18 protein-coding genes are annotated in these 16158 nt (G+C 54.4%); 14 read left to right on the forward strand and 4 right to left on the reverse strand.

Translation table 11 applies throughout. The annotated features are described in order from the left end of the window. The first annotated feature begins 7 nt into the window (after positions 1-7). The 4 genes from gatB to KW828_RS09490 all read left to right on the forward strand — a co-directional run bounded on the left by gatB (position 8) and on the right by KW828_RS09490 (position 3643). Complete coding sequence (gene gatB, locus KW828_RS09475) at positions 8-292, forward strand: PTS galactitol transporter subunit IIB (protein WP_218336143.1); 285 nt, start codon at positions 8-10, stop codon at positions 290-292. A 4-nt stretch (positions 293-296) separates the two neighbouring features. Then, on the forward strand, positions 297-1670 hold the full coding sequence (locus KW828_RS09480; RefSeq protein WP_218336144.1) for a galactitol-specific PTS transporter subunit IIC: 1374 nt from the start codon (positions 297-299) through the stop codon (positions 1668-1670). 45 nt (positions 1671-1715) lie between these two features. Beyond that, positions 1716-2759, forward strand: a complete 1044-nt coding sequence (gatD, locus tag KW828_RS09485) for a galactitol-1-phosphate 5-dehydrogenase (protein ID WP_218336145.1) — start codon at positions 1716-1718, stop codon at positions 2757-2759. A 110-nt stretch (positions 2760-2869) separates the two neighbouring features. Beyond that, positions 2870-3643 carry a DeoR/GlpR family DNA-binding transcription regulator gene (locus KW828_RS09490; RefSeq protein WP_218336146.1) on the forward strand — a complete coding sequence of 258 codons (774 nt, stop codon included), beginning with the start codon at positions 2870-2872 and terminating at the stop codon, positions 3641-3643. Positions 3644-3698: 55 nt separating this feature from the next. Here KW828_RS09490 and KW828_RS09495 read toward each other — a convergent pair whose 3' ends face one another. Continuing rightward, positions 3699-4487, reverse strand: a complete 789-nt coding sequence (locus tag KW828_RS09495; protein WP_371316114.1) for a DeoR family transcriptional regulator — start codon at positions 4485-4487, stop codon at positions 3699-3701. A gap of 322 nt (positions 4488-4809) precedes the next feature. Here KW828_RS09495 and agaF point away from each other — a divergent pair, with 322 nt between their 5' ends. The 6 genes from agaF (at position 4810) to KW828_RS09525 (ending at position 9595) form a co-directional block, all read left to right on the forward strand. Continuing rightward, positions 4810-5244 carry a PTS galactosamine/N-acetylgalactosamine transporter subunit IIA gene (gene agaF, locus KW828_RS09500; protein WP_218336250.1) on the forward strand — a complete coding sequence of 145 codons (435 nt, stop codon included), beginning with the start codon at positions 4810-4812 and terminating at the stop codon, positions 5242-5244. A gap of 20 nt (positions 5245-5264) precedes the next feature. Next, positions 5265-6422: an SIS domain-containing protein gene (locus tag KW828_RS09505; RefSeq protein ID WP_218336148.1), complete on the forward strand. Its 1158-nt coding sequence runs from the start codon at positions 5265-5267 to the stop codon at positions 6420-6422. A gap of 247 nt (positions 6423-6669) precedes the next feature. Further along, entirely contained in the window at positions 6670-7146 is a 477-nt protein-coding gene (gene agaB, locus KW828_RS09510; RefSeq protein ID WP_218336149.1) for a PTS galactosamine transporter subunit IIB, read from the forward strand. 52 nt (positions 7147-7198) lie between these two features. Continuing rightward, complete coding sequence (gene agaC, locus KW828_RS09515; RefSeq protein WP_218336150.1) at positions 7199-8002, forward strand: PTS galactosamine transporter subunit IIC; 804 nt, start codon at positions 7199-7201, stop codon at positions 8000-8002. After that, positions 7992-8783, forward strand: a complete 792-nt coding sequence (gene agaD / locus KW828_RS09520; protein WP_218336151.1) for a PTS galactosamine transporter subunit IID — start codon at positions 7992-7994, stop codon at positions 8781-8783. Before agaC ends, agaD begins: the two co-directional genes overlap by 11 nt. A 59-nt stretch (positions 8784-8842) precedes the next feature. Then, on the forward strand, positions 8843-9595 hold the full coding sequence (locus KW828_RS09525) for a galactosamine-6-phosphate isomerase (protein ID WP_218336152.1): 753 nt from the start codon (positions 8843-8845) through the stop codon (positions 9593-9595). Positions 9596-9668: 73 nt separating this feature from the next. Here KW828_RS09525 and rsmI read toward each other — a convergent pair whose 3' ends face one another. Further along, entirely contained in the window at positions 9669-10532 is an 864-nt protein-coding gene (rsmI, locus tag KW828_RS09530; protein WP_218336153.1) for a 16S rRNA (cytidine(1402)-2'-O)-methyltransferase, read from the reverse strand. Positions 10533-10594: 62 nt separating this feature from the next. Here rsmI and KW828_RS09535 point away from each other — a divergent pair, with 62 nt between their 5' ends. The 4 genes from KW828_RS09535 to dolP are packed head-to-tail and all read left to right on the forward strand — an operon-like array spanning position 10595 to position 14243. Continuing rightward, a complete protein-coding gene (locus KW828_RS09535; RefSeq protein WP_218336154.1) occupies positions 10595-12691 on the forward strand; it encodes a penicillin-binding protein activator in 2097 nt (698 codons plus the stop codon). Further along, entirely contained in the window at positions 12649-13044 is a 396-nt protein-coding gene (locus tag KW828_RS09540; RefSeq protein WP_218336155.1) for a YraN family protein, read from the forward strand. Before KW828_RS09535 ends, KW828_RS09540 begins: the two co-directional genes overlap by 43 nt. Before the next feature lie 23 nt (positions 13045-13067). Beyond that, positions 13068-13658 (forward strand): DnaA initiator-associating protein DiaA, encoded by a 591-nt coding sequence (diaA, locus tag KW828_RS09545; protein WP_088221712.1) that lies wholly within the window; start codon positions 13068-13070, stop codon positions 13656-13658. 9 nt (positions 13659-13667) lie between these two features. Next, on the forward strand, positions 13668-14243 hold the full coding sequence (dolP, locus tag KW828_RS09550) for a division/outer membrane stress-associated lipid-binding lipoprotein (protein WP_218336156.1): 576 nt from the start codon (positions 13668-13670) through the stop codon (positions 14241-14243). Between the two features lie 43 nt (positions 14244-14286). On the opposite strand, the gene KW828_RS09555 is transcribed toward dolP, so the two are convergent. Both KW828_RS09555 and KW828_RS09560 read right to left on the reverse strand, forming a co-directional pair. After that, positions 14287-15324 carry a permease gene (locus KW828_RS09555; protein ID WP_218336157.1) on the reverse strand — a complete coding sequence of 346 codons (1038 nt, stop codon included), beginning with the start codon at positions 15322-15324 and terminating at the stop codon, positions 14287-14289. A gap of 76 nt (positions 15325-15400) precedes the next feature. Further along, positions 15401-16048: an NAD(P)H-binding protein gene (locus tag KW828_RS09560; RefSeq protein ID WP_218336158.1), complete on the reverse strand. Its 648-nt coding sequence runs from the start codon at positions 16046-16048 to the stop codon at positions 15401-15403. Between the last annotated feature and the right edge of the window lie 110 nt (positions 16049-16158).

Genomic DNA, 16158 nt, shown 5'->3' on the forward strand with positions numbered 1-16158 from the left:
ATACCCTATGAAACGTAAAATAATTGTGGCCTGTGGCGGCGCGGTAGCGACCTCGACGATGGCTGCGGAAGAAATCAAAGAACTGTGTGAAGCCAACAATATCGTGCTCGATCTGGTGCAGTGCCGGGTTACTGAAATCGAAACCTACATGGATGGCGCCGATCTTATCTGCACCACCGCTCGCGTAGACCGGACGTTTGGCACCATCCCGGTGGTACACGGAATGCCGTTCGTTTCCGGCGTAGGCATCGAAGCTTTACAGCAAAAAATCCTGACTATTCTGCAGGGGTGACGCCATGTTTAGCGAAATAATGCGTTATATCCTCGACTTAGGGCCAACGGTCATGTTGCCGCTGGTGATCATCCTCTTTTCAAAACTGCTGGGCATGAAGCTCGGGGATTGCTTTAAGTCCGGTTTACATATTGGCATCGGCTTTGTCGGTATTGGGCTTGTGATCGGTCTGATGCTCGACTCCATCGGACCGGCGGCAAAAGCCATGGCGGAGCAGTTTCAGATCAACCTGCATGTGGTGGACATCGGCTGGCCCGGCTCATCACCGATGACCTGGGCGTCGCAGATCGCGCTGATCGCCATTCCGCTGGCGATTGGCGTCAATATTGTCATGCTGATGACCCGAATGACACGGGTCGTTAACGTCGATATTTGGAACATCTGGCACATGACCTTTACCGGCGCAATGCTGCATCTGGCGACCGGCTCTTACTGGTTAGGTATTCTGGGCGTCGTGGTTCATGCCGCGTTCGTCTATAAACTGGGGGACTGGTTTGCCAAAGATACGCGCGATTTCTTCGGCCTTGAGGGGATTGCTATTCCGCACGGCTCGTCGGCTTATCTCGGGCCGGTGGCGGTACTGGTGGATTTCATTATTGAAAAAATCCCCGGTCTTAACCGCATTCATTTCAGCGCCGACGATGTGCAAAAACGCTTTGGCCCGTTCGGTGAGCCGGTCACGGTGGGCTTTGTCATGGGGCTGGTCATCGGCCTGCTGGCGGGTTATGACGCCAAAGGCGTGCTGCAACTGGCGGTGAAAACGGCTGCGGTAATGCTGCTGATGCCGCGCGTGATTAAACCCATCATGGATGGCCTGACGCCGATTGCCAAACATGCCCGTAAACGCTTACAGGCTAAATTTGGTGGCCAGGAGTTCTTAATCGGCCTCGATCCCGCGTTGCTGCTCGGTCATACCTCGGTGGTCTCCGCCAGCCTGATTTTCATCCCGCTGACCATTCTGGTGGCCGTACTGGTGCCGGGCAATCAGGTGTTGCCTTTTGGCGACCTGGCAACCATTGGCTTCTTTGTGGCGATGGCGGTGGCGGTGCATCAGGGCAACCTGTTCCGCACACTGATCTCCGGCGTCATCATCATGGGCATTACGCTATGGATTGCCACGCAGACTATCGGTTTACACACTCAACTGGCTGCTAATGCAGGCACGCTGAAGGCGGGCGGCATGGTGGCGTCGATGGACCAGGGCGGTTCGCCCATTACCTGGCTGCTGATCCAGCTTTTCACCTGGCAGAACGTGGTCGGTTTTGTGGTCATCGCCACCCTTTATCTGGCGGGTGTCCTGCTCACCTGGCGTCGAGCACGCAACGTCGAGGCCGCTGAAAAAGCCGCCGCAACCCAACAGAGTCAGACCGTTTCTTAACTTACCGGGGGACGCGTGATCCCCCTTCCATCTCTGGAGAACATTATGAAAGCAGTGGTGATCCACGCTGAGGGAGACGTGCGCGTTGAAGAACGCCCCATACCGCAGGTTCAGGCCGATGACGACGTGCTGGTGAAGGTCATTAGCGCCGGGCTTTGCGGTTCCGATATTCCGCGTATTTTTGCTCAGGGTGCACACTATTATCCCATCACGTTAGGGCACGAATTCAGCGGTTACGTTGAGTCTTATGGCGCAGGCGTCACTGATATTCAGCCTGGTGATGCCGTTGCCTGCGTACCCTTGCTGCCGTGCTTTGACTGCCCTCCATGCCAGCGAGGCTATTTTTCGCTCTGCAAGCAGTACCAGTTTGTTGGCTCGCGCAGTGAAGGCGGTAACGCGGAATACGTGGTAGTGAAACGGGCTAATCTGTTCCGTCTGCCCGCCGATTTACCCATTGAAGACGGGGCGTTTATTGAGCCGATTACCGTCGGGCTGCACGCGTTCCATCTGGCACAGGGATGCGAGGGCAAAAACGTGATTATCGTCGGCGCGGGCACCATCGGCCTGCTGGCGATGCAATGCGCCCGCGAGCTGGGGGCAGCAAGCGTGACGGCCATTGATGTCAATCCGCAAAAGCTGGCGCTGGCAAAAGCATTGGGCGCGACTTATGTTTTCAACAGCCTGGAAATGAGTGCCAGCGAGATACAGGCGGCGCTGGCGGATGTGCAGTTTGACCAACTGGTGCTGGAGACGGCAGGCAACCCGAAAACGGTATCGCTGGCCATTGAAATTGCCGGGCCGCGCGCGCAACTGGCGCTGGTGGGTACTCTGCACCACGATCTGACACTGCCCCAGACGGTCTTCGGACAGATCCTGCGTAAAGAGCTTACGCTTATTGGTAGCTGGATGAACTACTCCAGCCCCTGGCCGGGTGACGAATGGCAAACAGCAGCCCGCCTGCTGGCAGAAAAACGCCTCCAGCTTGAACCGCTGATCGCCCATCGCGGCGATGCAGAAAGCTTTGCCAGCGCGGTTAAAGCCCTGAATGGCGCGCCCATGCAGGGAAAAATAATGCTCAAGCTGGACTGACCTCATGAGCCAGCAACCTGCGCTGGCTCACATTCCCTTTCGAAATTTAGCGTTCACCTTTCGCAATCCTTCGATTAAACTAGGCGCAATTTATCGTCAGGCAAACTTGTATGAATTCATTTGAGCGAAGGAACAAAATTGTTGACCTGATTAACACTCAGGGCAGCGTGCTGGTATTGGATCTCTCAAATACCTTTGGCATTTCAGAAGTGACCATCCGCGCCGATTTGCGACTGCTGGAAGAAAAGGGTCTGGTCACCCGCTTTCACGGCGGTGCGGCAAAACCGGGCAGCCATCTGGCAGAAGGCGACAATCAGGAAGTGATCCTTGAAGATCGCTATCAGCTGGCCAGCGATCCCAAAAAACGCATTGCCCAGGCAGCGGCAGCAATGATCGAAGAAGGGATGACGATTATTCTGGATAGCGGTAGCACCACCATGCTTATTGCCGAAGCCCTAACCACGCGCGCCAATATCACCGTGATCACCAATAACCTTCCGGCTGCATATAAACTTGCAAACAATAAAGACATTATTCTGGTGGTTTGCGGCGGCACCGTGCGCCATAAAACCCATTCAATGCACGGTACGATTGCCGAGTTGTCGCTTCAGGGGATCAGTGCCGATCTCATGTTTGTGGGCGCAGACGGCATCGATATTAAAAACGGCATCACCACCTTTAACGAGGGCTATTCCATTAGCGGCGTTATGGCTGCCGCCGCCAATAAAGTGATCGCCGTCCTGGATGCCACGAAATTCAACCGGCGTGGTTTTAACCAGGTGCTGCCGATGGAGAAAATAGACTGCATCATTACCGACGACAGCATCCGGGAAAGTGACATCACCGCATTCCGGCAAAAAAACAGAGAACTGATTATTGTCTGATGCAGCACACGCAGCGCAGATAAGAGGTCTGCGCTGCACCTTTATTATTCCGCTTTTACGCTTCCACCAGCAGTACGTTGATACCCATTTTACGCAGTTCCTGCAGCCGCTGCGCCGGAATGCTGTCATCGGTAATAATGGTATCAATCCTTTGGGTATCAATGATTTTATGCAAGCCGGAGTGATTGAATTTACTGGCGTCGGTTACCACGATAATGCGATCGACGACCTCGCACATCTGGCGATTCAGGCGAGCTTCATCTTCATTATGCGTGCTGACGCCACGCTCCACGTCAAACGCATCAACCCCTAAAAATAAGATGTCAAAATGGTAGTTCTGTAGCGACTGCTCCGCCTGGGTGCCATAAAACGACAGCGACTGGCGGCGAAGCGCCCCGCCGGTCATCAGCAGCTCTACGCCTTCCGCTTCCAGCAACGCACTGCCAATATTCATACCGTTAGTCATGGCAATAACGTCATGATGCTCACGCATACAGCGGGCAATTTCCAGCGTCGTGGTACCTGAGTCCAGAATAATGCGGTGGCCAGGCTCAATGATCTCCGCAGCTTTTTGACCAATACGGTGCTTAACCCCCGTATTACGCATACTTTTTTCATCTACGGTTGGCTCGGCAGGCGAACCGGGCGTGTCGTTGATAATCGCCCCACCGTACGCCCGCATCGCAATTCCCTGTTTTTCCAGGTAGGCCAAATCGTTGCGTATCGTAACGGTTGATACGCCATGCAAGCTTGCCAGCTCATTAACCTGCACGCTTCCCGTGCGGCGCAAATGCTGAATGATCTGTTCACGTCGCTCACTGGTTCCCACCATTTTCTTCTCCACTACCTCATGTACCCAACGCGGTCACGTTAAACATTGAACCTTTCAGTTCGTTTTCACTATTAACGCTTGTATTGCTTTGTATTGCAAGACACTAGCCTGAACAACCTCACGCATACCACAATCTTTCATTTCGTTATTTTACGAGGAGGATCGCAAATCCATAATGTTTCATTATCTTTTTCTGGCAATTAAATCCATTATGAAAGAAACCAAAAGACAAGCTCCTCGCAAAAAGAAAGACAGTGAAAGCCCAATCAAAAAGGAGAATGCAATGTCAGAACTGCTTTCCGTCCATACCGACACCTTCGTTATTCCAGACTCGCTGCCCGGCATTATCCTTTGCGGCCACGGCGGCTTTGCCTGTGGACTGGAAAAAGCGGTGAAACAGATCCTCGGCCAGCCGCCTCGGTTTATTGCGATTGATTTCCCGGAAACCTCCACCACGGCGCTGCTCACCTCGCAGATGCAAGACGCCATCGCCACACTCCAAAGCGCGAATGAAATCCTGTTCCTGACCGATCTTCTCGGCGGCACCCCCTTCCGGGTGGCCTCAACGCTGGCGATGCTGCACGGCGGCCATGAAGTGATCGCTGGCACCAATCTGCAACTGGTGCTGGAAGCCGTGATGGAACGAGAAGGCTTATGTGGCGAAGCGCTACGTAAGCAGGCGCTGACGGGCGGCCATCAGGGGCTGACCTGCCTGGCCGATGAGCTTCAGCGCACACGCGAACCAGATGAACTTACAGACGGCATTTGATCCCGCCGCTGAACCAAAAAATGTTAATCATCATTAAGGAGTTAACTATGAACATGACCTGGACCGAAAAAGAGATCCGCCAGCAACCTGAAGTCTGGCTACAGGCGCTTCGGCAGACAGAACAGCAACGCGCCGATCTGGATGCGTTTCTCACGCCCCTGCTCTCTCAGCCCAACCTGAGCATCATCCTGACCGGGGCGGGTAGCTCAGCGTTTATTGGCGACACTGTCGCACTCTGGCTGGCGCAGCATACCCGCCATCCTGTACTGGCTATCCCCACCACCGATCTGCTGACCAATCCCATGGATTATTTACGGGCGGAACAGCCGACGTTGCTGGTGTCTTTCGGGCGCTCCGGTAACAGTCCGGAAAGCGTGGCCGCCGTTGAGCTGGTCGATCGGTTTGTGGAAAACAGCTATCACCTTGTCATTACCTGCCATGCCGAAGGGGCGCTGTATCAGAACGCCCAGGCCAGCGATAACGCCTTTGCGCTGCTGATGCCTGAAGAAACCCATGATCGCGGGTTCGCCATGACCAGCAGTATCACCACCATGATGGCGAGCTGCCTTGCGGTATTTGCGCCCGATGCGATCAACAGCACCACCTTTGCCGACGTAGCAAATCGTTGCCAGCAGATCATCGCCTCACAGGGTGATTTCAGCGGTGCAGTGTTTGGTGATGCACCTTATCAGCGCGTGGTGTACCTCGGCAGCGGTGGCTTACAGGGCGCGGCGCGGGAATCGGCGCTGAAGGTGCTGGAGCTGACGGCAGGAAAACTGGCAGCGTTCTATGAAACGCCAACGGGATTTCGCCATGGACCAAAATCACTGATCGATAAAAACACGCTGATCGTCATGTTTATCTCCGCTCACCCTTACACCCGCCAGTACGATCTGGATCTGCTACGTGAATTACAGCGCGACGGACAGGCGATGCAGGTGCTGCCGATTGCAGACGAAAGCTGCGCTGCAATCAGCGACGGGCCACATCTTTACCTGCCACCCGCACGCGCATTCAACGATGTTGAACAAGCGTTCTGCTTTCTCATGTACGCGCAGATCTTTGCGCTCACGCAATCCATTAAGGCGGGTATCACCCCTGACTCACCGTCCATCAGCGGTACTGTTAACCGTGTGGTCCAGGGCGTTGTTATCCATCCGTGGGAAGACCAGGAGTAGTCTATGGCTATCCTTTCCACTCAATATTCTGCAAGCCGGTCGTTATGCTATTCCTGCTTTCAATATTCATTATGCCAGGTCTTTTTAAACATATTGCTTTTGGGCGTGGGTATGAATGCAATGCAAACGCTTGTCAGAAATAAAATTAAAGTGTGTGGTTCATCAGGGAAATTAATCACAGAATCACTCGTCTGAAAAAGTTAAGGCCGTTTCGCTATTTAAATAAATTTTAGCTGGAATTGATAATATGAATACTCCAAATATTCTGTTAACACGTATTGATAATCGCCTGGTGCATGGTCAGGTCGGCGTGACATGGACGTCCACCCTGGGCGCAAATTTACTGGTCGTCGTTGACGATGACGTTGCGAATGATGACGTCCAGCAAAAACTCATGGGCATTACCGCTGATACTTATGGCTTTGGCATTCGTTTCTTCACGGTGGAAAAGACAATAAACGTTATCGCCAAAGCCGCACCGCATCAAAAAATATTTCTTATTTGTCGTACTCCTGGCATCGTGCGGCAGCTTGTTGAGGGTGGTGTTGCTTTAAAAGAGGTTAACGTGGGCAATATGCATTTCTCAGAAGGTAAAAAGCAAATTAGTAGCAAAGTTTATGTCAACGCGCAGGATTTAGACGATTTGCGATTTATTAAAAGCAAAAACGTCAATGTCTTCATTCAGGATGTGCCTGGCGATCAGAAAGAAATTATTCCTGATTAGCGTGTGTCTCGAGAAAACCGACAAAAGCCCATTACCATAACGAGGCGTTTAAATGCATGAAATAACCTTGATGCAAGGCCTTGGCCTTGCAGCCCTGGTATTTTTTCTGGGGATCGACTTTTGGCTTGAAGCACTCTTTATGTTCCGCCCAATTATCGTCTGTACCTTAACCGGCGCAATACTGGGCGATATTCACATTGGCCTGATCACGGGTGGCTTAACTGAGCTGGCGTTCGCGGGTCTGACACCGGCCGGTGGCGTGCAGCCGCCGAACCCCATTATGGCGGGACTGATGACCACGGTGATCGCCTGGTCAACAGGGGTTGATGCTAAAACCGCTATCGGCCTCGGCTTACCTTTCAGCCTGTTGATGCAATACGTCATTCTGTTCTTTTACTCCACCTTCTCTTTGTTTATGGCAAAAGCCGATAAATGTGCGAAGGACGCCGACACGGGCGGATTGTCGCGCCTGAACTGGATGACAACGCTGATTGTCGCCTCCTCCTACGCCATTATCGCCTTCCTCTGTACTTACCTGGCGCAGGGCGCAATGCAGTCGCTGGTGAAAGCCATGCCAGCCTGGCTGACGCATGGATTCGAAGTGGCGGGCGGTATTCTGCCAGCCGTGGGTTTTGGTCTGCTGCTACGCGTCATGTTCAAAGCACAATACATTCCTTATCTGATCGCAGGCTTCCTTTTTGTTTGTTACATCCAGGTAAGCAACCTTCTTCCGGTCGCCGTTCTCGGTGCGGGCTTCGCCGTGTATGAGTTTTTTAATGCGAAAGCGAAACAACAGGCACAGCCACAACCTGTCACCAATAAAAATAATGAAGAGGATTACAGCAATGGGATCTGAAATCAGTAAAAAAGATATTTCGCGCCTGGGTTTTCGTTCTTCATTGCTTCAGGCCAGTTTTAACTATGAAAGGATGCAGGCAGGTGGTTTTACCTGGGCGATGCTCCCTGTTCTGAAAAAGATTTATAAAGATGATAAAGCAGGCCTTACCGCCGCGATGAAAGATCATCTTGAGTTTATTAATACTCACCCGAACCTTGTCGGTTTTCTGATGGGGTTATTGATTTCAATGGAAGAGAAAGGCGAAAACCGCGACACCATTAAAGGCTTAAAAGTGGCGCTCTTTGGCCCCATTGCCGGGATCGGCGATGCTATATTCTGGTTTACCCTGCTGCCGATTATGGCCGGAATTTGTTCCTCTTTTGCGAGCCAGGGAAATATTCTGGGACCCATCCTGTTTTTTGCTGTATATGTCGCGATCTTCTTTTTACGTGTCGGCTGGACGCACGTCGGCTACTCGGTGGGGATCAAAGCGATCGACAAGGTGCGGGAAAATTCACAGATGATCGCCCGCTCGGCGACGATCCTTGGTATCACGGTTATTGGCGGGCTGATTGCTTCCTATGTCCATATTAATGTCGTCACTATATTTGCTATTGATGACACTCACAGTGTGGCATTACAAAAAGACTTCTTTGATAAGGTTTTCCCGAATATTTTACCTATGGGTTACACCCTACTGATGTATTACTTGCTACGTGTTAACAAAGCCCATCCTGTATTGCTCATTGGCATAACGTTTATCCTTTCTATTGCTGCTTCCGCGGCAGGAATTCTGTAGAACCCGGTGAAATAGCGGGGAAATCGCATCCCGCTATTACCTGATAAGAGACTCATTATATGGATACAATGAACTTTGAATACTGCCCTGACTTTCAGGCACTCAGCCAGGCCGCGAGCGATCATCTACTGAAAACCATCTCGCTTAACCCTCAGGCGGTTATTTGCCTGGCTACAGGAGGGACTCCGCAGCTAACTTATCCGTTATTCGTTGACGCAGTGAAAAAAAATAATCTTGATATTCGCGGCGTGACGTTCGTCAAACTTGATGAGTGGTTAGGAATACCGCTTGAAAATGTGGGGACCTGCGAAAGCTTTCTACGAAAACACATTGTTGATCCACTTGGCATCGACGCTGAACATTTCATTTCTTTTCGCTCGCAGCACGTTACCGCAGACGAGTGTAGCCGCGTCGCAACCCTTATTACGCAAAAAGGCGGTATTGATCTCTGCTTATTAGGTCTGGGAAAGAATGGTCATCTGGGACTCAACGAGCCTGGGGAATGCCTGATGCCTTCGTGCCATATCACGGTACTGGATGAAAAAACCCGTCATCACGACATGCTTAAAAATGCCGCCGTCCCCGTCGAGCAGGGCATAACCCTGGGCCTTACTGATATTCTTTCCGCGAAAGAGGTGCTGCTTCTGGTCGCCGGAGAAGGTAAACAAAAGGCATTTGCTGAGTTACAACAAAGAAGCGTGAGCTGTGCCCTTCCAGCTTCATTCCTCTGGTTGCATCCTCGTGTGCGATGCCTGTTTGACGGTTCAGAATTTCAAAGGGTCAGCGCACAAGCTTTAGCGTTCACCGACTGAAGATTTGAGTACGGAAATAATGCCCGGCGGCGCAAGCTTGCCGGGCCTACGGGGGAGTTCTACCGCAAGCGAGTTACTCTCCCTGCTGCTCCAGAGCATATTTGTACAGCGCGTTTTTCTTCACGCCATGGATCTCGGCCGCCAGCGCTGCGGCTTTTTTCAGCGGCAATTCCGCCTGTAACAGCGCCAGCGTACGCAGGGCATCCGCAGGCAGTTCTTCTTCCTGCGCTTTATGCCCTTCGATGATCAGCACCATTTCGCCTTTGCGACGGTTTTCATCTTCTTTCACCCAGGCCAGAAGTTCGCCGATGGGCGCACCGTGGATCGACTCCCAGGTTTTGGTCAGTTCGCGCGCCAGCACCACATAGCGAGCCTCGCCCAGCACGGCGCAAATATCTTCCAGGCTGTCCAGCAGACGGTGAGTGGACTCGTAGAAAATCAGCGTGCGCGGTTCCGCTTCCAGCGCTTTCAGCGTGTCGCGGCGGCCTTTTGATTTAGCTGGCAGGAATCCTTCGTAGCAGAAACGATCGGATGGCAGCCCGGCGGCGCTTAATGCGGCGATGGCAGCACAGGGTCCCGGCAGCGGCACCACGCGGATCCCGGCCTCGCGGCAGGTGCGCACCAGATGGTAGCCAGGATCGTTAATCAGCGGCGTGCCCGCATCAGACACCAGCGCGATGTTCTGGCCTTCTTTGAGTTTTGCCACCAGCGTTTCCGCTTTTTGCTGCTCGTTATGATCGTGCAGGGCGAACAAACGCGCGCTAATAGCAAAATGTTGCAGCAGTAATCCTGTGTGCCGCGTGTCTTCAGCCGCAATTAAATCAACGTTTTGCAACACGGTGAGAGCACGTTGTGTAATATCAGCCAAATTCCCGATAGGAGTGGGTACAATATAAAGCTGACCTTGAGAATTCTCAGCTGATTCGCGTTGTTTCATTGTTTCGTCCGTAGTGCCGATTTAATATTGAGCATTGCCTAAAAAATATCACTGGATACAGAATGGTACCGTCAACATTTCTTCGTTCAAAAGCCACGCGTTGTCTGCCTGTGGTGCTGGCCGCCCTGCTTTTTGCAGGCTGCGGAACGCAATCACCGGACCAGAGCAGTGCGCACATGCAGGGCGCAGAGCAGGCTGATTCGGGTTATTACCTGAACCAGATGCAGCAGAGCGCAGATGATAGCAAGACCAACTGGCAATTACTCGCCATTCGTGCACTGCTGAAAGAAGGCAAAACGCAGCAGGCCAGCGAACTGTTCGCTAAGCTGCCGCAGGAACTCAGCGACGCCCAGCGTCGTGAGCAGACGTTGCTGGCAGCAGAACTGAAAGTCGCACAGAAAGATTTCCAGGGCGCGCAGGCGATCCTCGGCAAACTGGATCCGTCGACGCTCGATAAAAATCAGCAAAGCCGCTTCTGGCAGGCGGGTATTACCACGCAACAGGGCCGCCCTTCCCTGACGTTACTGCGCGCGCTGATTGCCCAGGAGCCACTACTGGCCGCGAAAGAAAAACAGGCCAATATCGATGCCACCTGGCAGGCGCTGTCGCAGATGACGCCGGAACAGGCGCAGGCGCTGGTGATCAACGCCGATGAAAATGTCCTGCAGGGCTGGCTGGATCTACAGCGCGTCTGGTTTGATAACCGTAACGATCCAAACATGCTGAAAGCCGGTATTAGCGACTGGCAGGTACGTTATCCGCAAAACCCTGGCGCGAAGATGCTGCCGTCACAGCTGGTCAACGTGCAGAACTTTACCCCGGCGTCCACCCACAAAATTGCGCTGCTGTTGCCGTTGAACGGTCAGGCCGCCGTGTTTGGTCGCACTATCCAGCAAGGTTTTGAAGCCGCGAAGAACGGCGTTGCTGCTGTATCGGGTCCGGCCGTGCCGTCGCAGGTTGCACAGGCGGCTACCACTGAAGAAGGCAGCGAGCCACAGGCGGATGTTGTCAGTCCGTCAGCGGCGCAGGTCGGCGATCTTAACGCTGACGCTCAGCCGCAACCGGCAGCTCCCGCCGACGCACAACCGGCCGATACTGCCGCGGCAGAGCCATCCTCCGATGCGCCAGTCGCAACGGCGACGACGCCAGCCGCCGCACCGGCTGCGGTAAGCACTCCCGCCAACCCTGGCGCAGAGCTGAAAGTCTACGACACCACCACGCAGCCGCTGGATCAAATCCTCACCCAGGTTCAGCAGGATGGTGCCAGCATTGTGGTAGGCCCGCTGCTGAAACCTAACGTCGAAGAGCTGATGAAGAGCAATACGGCGCTTAACGTGCTGGCCCTTAATCAGCCGGAAAAAGTCGAGAGCCGCGCCAATATCTGTTATTTCGCCCTGTCGCCGGAAGATGAAGCTCGCGATGCGGCGCACCATATCTGGGATCAGGGCCACCGCGCGCCGTTGTTGCTGGTGCCACGCAGCGCGCTGGGCGATCGCGTCACCAATGCTTTTGCCGAAGAGTGGCAAAAAATTGGCGGCGGTACGGTGCTGCAACAGAAATTCGGTTCTACCGCCGAGCTGAAAATGGGCATCAATAGCAATACCGGTATTGCGCTGACCGGCAGCCCGGTCACCGCCAGTCTGCCTGCGCAGCAGGGCGTCACCATTGGCGGTCTGACCATTCCGGCACCGCCGAGCGATGCCCAGATCAGCGGCGGCGGCAATGTTGATGCGGCGTATATTCTGGCGACGCCAGATGAAATTGCGCTGATCAAACCGATGATCGCCATGCGTAATGGCAGCCAGTCGCGCGCGACGCTGTACGCCAGTTCACGCAGTGCGAAAGGCATCGCCGGCCCTGATTTCCGTCTGGAGATGGAAGGCCTGCAGTACAGCGAGATCCCGATGCTGGCGGGCAGTAATCCGGCGCTGATGCAGCAGGCGCTGCGCAGCGTGAATAACGATTATTCGCTGGCGCGTCTGTACGCCATGGGCGTGGATGCCTGGACGCTGGCGAATCACTTCTCGCAAATGCGCCAGGTTCCGGGCTTTGAGATTAACGGCAACACCGGCGATCTCTCTGCCACACAGGATTGTGTGATTAACAGGAAGTTATCATGGCTCAAATTCCAGCAGGGGCAGATCGTCCCGGCCAGTTAACGCGTAAACAGACCGGCGAGGCGTGGGAGGTTCGCGCGCGTCGCTGGCTGGAAAGCAAAGGACTGCGTTTTATCGCCGCCAACGTGCATGCGCGTGGCGGCGAAATTGATCTGATAATGAAACACGGTCCGACGACGGTCTTCATTGAAGTTCGCTACCGCAAAACGGCGACATTTGGCGGCGCTGCGGCCAGCGTCACCCGGCAAAAACAGTTGAGATTGCTGCAAACCGCGCGTTTGTGGCTTGCCCGGCACAATGGGAGTTTTGATACTGTGGATTGCCGGTTCGATGTGATAGCCTTCACCGGAAATGATGTTGAGTGGATACAAGACGCCTTTAACGACCACTCATAATTGCTTAAATTATAGGGATTATCGTGCTCGAGAGAATTAAAGTCTGCTTTACGGAAAGCATTCAAACCCAGATTGCGGCGGCGGAAGCGTTGCCGGATGCGATTTCCCGTGCGGCCATGACGCTGGTTCAGTCCCTGCTCAACGGCAACAAAATCCTCTGTTGTGGTAATGGCACCTCAGCCGCCAATGCACAGCATTTTGCTGCCAGCATGATCAATCGTTACGAAACAGACCGCCCCAGTTTACCCGCCATTGCACTTAATACCGATAATGTGGTCTTAACTGCGATTGCCAACGATCGCCGTCAGGAAGAGATCTATGCCAAACAGGTGCGGGCATTAGGCCATGCGGGCGATGTCCTGCTCGCCATCTCTACGCGCGGTAACAGCCGGGACATCGTCAAAGCGGTGGAAGCGGCGGTGACGCGCGATATGACGATCGTTGCGCTGACAGGTTACGACGGCGGCGAACTGGCCGGGCTTCTGGGACCTCAGGATGTTGAAATTCGCATACCGTCGCATCGAAGTGCACGTATTCATGAAATGCATATGTTGACGGTGAACTGCCTGTGCGATCTGATCGATAACACGCTTTTTCCTCACCAGGATGATTAAGGAGTACACATGAAGGCATTTTCGCCCCTCGCAGTCCTTATTTCCGCATTATTGCTTCAGGGATGTGTTGCTGCTGCGGTCGTCGGGACGGCAGCGGTGGGCACGAAAGCGGCAACGGATCCGCGTACCGTGGGTACGCAAGTGGATGACGGTACGCTGGAAGTGCGCGTCAACAGTGCGCTGTCGAAAGATGAGCAAATCAAGAAAAACACCCGTATCAACGTGACCGCTTATCAGGGCAAAGTCCTGCTGGTGGGACAGTCTCCGGACAGTTCGCTCTCCGCGCGCGCCAAACAGATCGCCATGGGCGTGGAAGGCACCACCGAAGTGTATAACGAGATCCGTCAGGGTCAGCCGATTGGGCTGGGCACGGCGTCATCGGATACCTGGATCACCACCAAAGTTCGTTCGCAGCTGTTAGGCAGCGATCAGGTGAAATCGTCGAACGTGAAGGTCACCACCGAGAACGGCGAAGTGTTCCTGCTGGGTATGGTGACAGAGCGTGAAGCGCAGGCGGCGGCAGATATTGCCAGCCGGGTAAGCGGCGTGAAGCACGTGACAACGGCTTTTACCTTTATTAAATAATCCCCTCACATTACCCCTCTCCCGCGGGAGAGGGTGTCAACTCTCACAGCAGCGCCAGCGCGCCGACAATCATCCCGCACAATACCACCAGCGCACCGGTCAGCCACAGGGCTTTCGCCGGGAACGACTTACGCAGCATAATCAGCGACGGCAGGCTGACCGCCGGCAAGGTGATGAGCAGCGCCAGCGCGGGCGCGGTGCCCATGCCTGCCAGCATCATAGTCTGCACGATCGGGATTTCTGCAGCGGTTGGGATCACGAACAGGCAGCCGACTACGGCCATCGCGATGATCCACAGCAGGGAATTATTGATCGCGCCATCCGCATGAGGGAACAGCCAGACGCGCGCGGCACCCAGCACCAGCACGGCGAGGATATACACCGGAATGGTGCTCCAGAACAGCGACCACAGCGCTTTACCCCAGCGCGCCATAAAACCGCCCTGCGTCTGCGGGATCGTCACGTCCACCGGCCCGGCGGGCTGGGGGCTGTCTTTAACCAGATGCTGCACCAGCGCAGCCACGCCAATTACCGTAACCAGCCCGGCCACCAGACGGATCAGCGCAAAGTGCCAGCCGAGCACAAAGCCCATAAAGACCAGCGTCGCGGGATTGAGTAATGGGTTACCCATCCAGAATGCCAGTGCGCCGCCCATGGAGACCTGCTGACGACGCATACCCGCCGTCACTGGCGCTGCGCAGCAGGAGCACATCATTCCCGGCAGGGAAAACAACGTGCCGAGCAGCGTACCGCGAAAACGCGGCTGCCCGAGGGTGCGCAGCAGCCAGTCACGCGGGATCAGCACCTGGATCAGTGAGCCGAGCAGCACGCCAAGAACGGCGGCTTTCCAGACGGCGAGGAAATAGACCATCGCGTAATCCAGCGCCGCCTGGAACGGGCTGCTGGCGGCCTGACCGAGAATAGATTTACCGATGCTGTGCGTTTCGGCGGCGGTGAAGGCTTTACCGTAATACGGCTGCCATTTCACATACCAGAGCCCGACAATAACGACGAGAAAAAAGAGTGCGGGTTTCCACCACTGAATGGGGGAAACCGCCTGAGATGAAGACTGACCAGTCATAGCATTTTCCAGGAACAATGAAGTGTGTTTTATTGAGCCGGAAAATACTACGCCTGCATGCCGCGTTTGGGAACGATTAATCCTGCGCGCGGCGGGCTATTTCCCGTAGCTGCGCGGAATCCAGTACCGTTACGCCTTCCTGACCAGGAGAAAGCGCGGTGATCAGCATCGCTTTCGCCACATCACGCGCCTCGATGGATTTCCAGTTCCCCGGCAACAGACGGAATAACGGTGCCATCAGCGACTCATTAAAGCGCTTTTTACTGCGATCGCCGAGCAGCATCGACGGGCGAGCCAGCGTCAGATACGGCCAGTGCTGCGCTTTCAGCGCCTCTTCCATTTCGCCTTTAACACGATTATAGAAAAACGGCGAATGAGGATTAGCGCCGGTCGCGCTCACCACCAGCATATGTTTTGCCCCCAGCCGCTGACCGGTAATCGCCGTATCCACCACCAGCGTATAATCTGCGTGAATGAATGCTTCTTTGCTCCCCGCTTCCCGGCGCGTGGTGCCCAGGCAGCAAAACACAATATCCAGCGGATCTTTTACCTGCGCCAGCGCGTCACTGAGCTGCGGATCATAGGGGTTAAATACACCGTCAGCATCCGCTAACGGGCGGCGAGTGGGCGCAGTGATGGCGGTGATTTCCGGTGTCTGCCGAAGCATTCGCAGCAGATGTCCCCCTACCAGACCGGTCGCGCCGGTGATCAATACCTGAGTCATCTCATCCCCTTTTGCAGATTAGTCCGGCTTGCAATGTCGCGTCACTGGACCAGGCTTAATAGCACTGTTCGTCATTATTAACGATTTATGGCGAAATCACCTGTCTGAAC

This window comes from Enterobacter sp. ENT03 (assembly GCF_019218745.1).
In the GTDB taxonomy this organism is placed as follows: domain Bacteria; phylum Pseudomonadota; class Gammaproteobacteria; order Enterobacterales; family Enterobacteriaceae; genus Enterobacter_D.